This window comes from Streptomyces sp. 13-12-16 (assembly GCF_002114215.1).
In the GTDB taxonomy this organism is placed as follows: domain Bacteria; phylum Actinomycetota; class Actinomycetes; order Streptomycetales; family Streptomycetaceae; genus Streptomyces.
The window spans coordinates 3,576-6,005 of the sequence record NZ_NCTE01001186.1; the positions used below are offsets into that span (position 1 = coordinate 3,576).

A 2,430-nucleotide genomic window follows, 5' to 3' on the forward strand; every position below is an offset into this window, starting at 1 on the left:
GCTCCGAGGCGAGCAGTCCGGCGCCGGCCCGCAGGGCGCGGGGCACGGCGGTTCCCGCGTCGCCCAGCCTGCGTCCGGGCGCGCCGTCCAGGGTCACCCGGGCCACCGGACGGGTCAGGTCCAGGGAGACCTGCGGGGCGACGGTGGCCGCGCCGGCCTCCACCGCGTACAGCCCGCCGTCGTCCGCCGGGACGAGCAGTACGTCGGCGACGGCGGCGTCCGCGATGCCGGTCAGCTCCCCGTGCAGTGCGCCGCTCTCCAGCCGTACGGTGGTGAACGCGGCGCCGGGAGCGGTGTGCAGGCCGACGGCGAGGGCGCCGATGCGGCGCCCGGACGCCAGCTCGGCGAGCAGTTCGCCGCCGTCCTCGCACGCCAGCAGCGCCTCGGTGGCCACCACGGCGCTCGTCAGGTACGGCACGGGAGCGACCGCGCGTCCCAGCTCCTCCAGTACGAGGGCGGCCTCGCGGTGGGTGGCGCCCTGGCCGCCCCGGTCCTCGGGGACCAGCAGGCCGGCGAGGCCCATGCCGTCCGCGAGCGCCTTCCACAGGGACAGGTCGTGCGGGGCGTCCGACTCGGTACGGGCGATCACGCCCGCCGCGTCGCAGTGGTCGGTGAGCAGGTCCCGGACGGCGGCGCGCAGCGCCTCTTCCTCCTCCGAGTACAGGAGATCGCTCATCGGGCCAGGTCCTTCCATGCGACGTCCTTGTCGGTGCGCGGCTCGGCGGGCAGGCCCAGGACGCGCTCGGCGACGATGTTCAGCAGGACCTCACTGGTCCCGCCCTCGATGCTGTTGCCCTTGGAGCGGAGGTAGCGGTAGCCGGCGTCGCGCCCGGTGAAGTCGACCAGTTCGGGCCGGCGCATGGTCCAGTCGTCGTACAACAGGCCCTCTTCGCCGCGCAGTTCCACTTCCAGGCCGCTGATCTCCTGGTTGAGGCGGGCGAAGGCGAGCTTCATGCCGGCGCCCTCGGGGCCCGGTTGCCCGGCGACGAGCTGCTGGCGCAGGCGTTCGCCGGTGAGCCGGGCGACCTCCGCCTCGACCCAGAGCCTCAGCAGCCGCTGGTGCAGGTCGTGGGTGCGCAGTTCCGGGCGTTCGCGCCAGGTCTTCGCGACCGGGCCGATCATGCCGCCCTCGCGGGGCAGCCGCATGCCGCCGATGGCGACGCGTTCGTTGTTCAGGGTGGTCTGCGCGACCCGCCAGCCGTCGCCGACCTCGCCGAGGCGGTGCGCGTCGGGGATGCGGACGCCGGTGAGGAAGACCTCGTTGAACTCGGCCTCGCCGGTGATCTGGCGCAGTGGCCGCACCTCGACACCGGGGTCGGTCATGTCGCACACGAAGTAGGTGATGCCCCGGTGCTTGGGCACGTCCGGGTCGGTGCGGGCGATGAGGATGGCCCAGCGGGCGAGGTGGGCGCTGGACGTCCACACCTTCTGCCCGTCGACCACCCACTCCTCGCCCTCCCGGACGGCACGCGTGCCGAGGGCTGCCAGGTCGGATCCGGCGCCGGGCTCGCTGAAGAGCTGGCACCAGACCTCCTCGCCGGTCCACAGGGGCTTCAGGAAGCGCCGCTTCTGCTCCTCGGTGCCGTACTGGAGGATCGTCGGCGCGGCCATGCCCAGGCCGATGCCGATGCGGCGCGGGTCGTTGTCGGGTGCCCCGGCGGCCTCCAGTCCGGCGTCCACCACGGCCTGGAGGGAGCGCGGGGCACCGAGTCCGCCGAGCCCCTCGGGGAAGTGCACCCAGGCGAGCCCGGCGTCGAAGCGGGCGCGCAGGAAGTCCAGGCGGTCGGTGCCGGCCGGCGGGTACGCGGACAGGAACTCCTGGGTACGGCGGCGCAGTTCGGCGGCGTCGGTCATGCGGTGGCTCCGTTCTCCGGCGAGGGCAGCACGGTGACGCGTCCGGTGGTGACACCGTCGGCGACCCGCTGCACGGCGTCGGCGGCCCCGGCGAGCGGCACGCGCTCGCTCACCAGCGGCTTGATCGCGCCCCGCGCGGCGAGTTCGGTGAGCTGCTCGTGGCAGTGCTGGACCAGCTTGGGGTTCTTGGTGTTGTACAGGCCCCAGTGCAGGCCGAGGATCGCGTAGTTCTTGACGAGGGCGTGGTTCAGGGCGGGGCTGGGGATGGACCCGCTCGCGAAGCCGACGACGACGATCCGGCCCTCGAAGGCGACGGCCTTGGCGGACTGGGCGTAGGCCTGGCCGCCGACGGGGTCGTAGATCACGTCGGCGCCCCGGCCGCCGGTGGCCTCCTTCACGGCGGCGACGACGTCCTGCTCGCGCCGGTCGATCACCACGTCGCAGCCCAGCTCCCGGGCGACGGACGCCTTCGCGGCGCCGCCGACCACGCCGATGACGGTGGCGCCCGCCGCCTTGCCGAGCTGCACGGCCGCGCTGCCGACGCCTCCCGCGGCGGCGTGCACGAGCAGGGTCTCG

Annotated in this window: 3 protein-coding genes; all 3 read right to left on the reverse strand. The window is 74.3% G+C overall.

Annotation, left to right across the window (positions count from 1 at the left end):
* Window positions 1-676, reverse strand: a 676-nt coding sequence (locus tag B7767_RS37220; protein ID WP_179167455.1) for an acyl-CoA dehydrogenase family protein, incomplete at its 3' end; no start/stop codon positions are given.
* Window positions 673-1,854 carry an acyl-CoA dehydrogenase family protein gene (locus tag B7767_RS37225; protein ID WP_085575858.1) on the reverse strand — a complete coding sequence of 394 codons (1,182 nt, stop codon included), beginning with the start codon at window positions 1,852-1,854 and terminating at the stop codon, window positions 673-675. The genes B7767_RS37225 and B7767_RS37220, both read right to left, overlap by 4 nt.
* Window positions 1,851-2,430 (reverse strand): zinc-binding dehydrogenase (locus tag B7767_RS37230; RefSeq protein WP_143652856.1); only part of this gene is annotated, 580 nt, incomplete at its 5' end. The genes B7767_RS37225 and B7767_RS37230, both read right to left, overlap by 4 nt.

Coding starts and splice junctions, on each gene's coding strand:
- B7767_RS37225 (WP_085575858.1), bottom strand. CDS start 1,854: ATGACCGACGCCGCCGAACTGCGCCGCCGTACCCAGGAGTTCCTGTCC.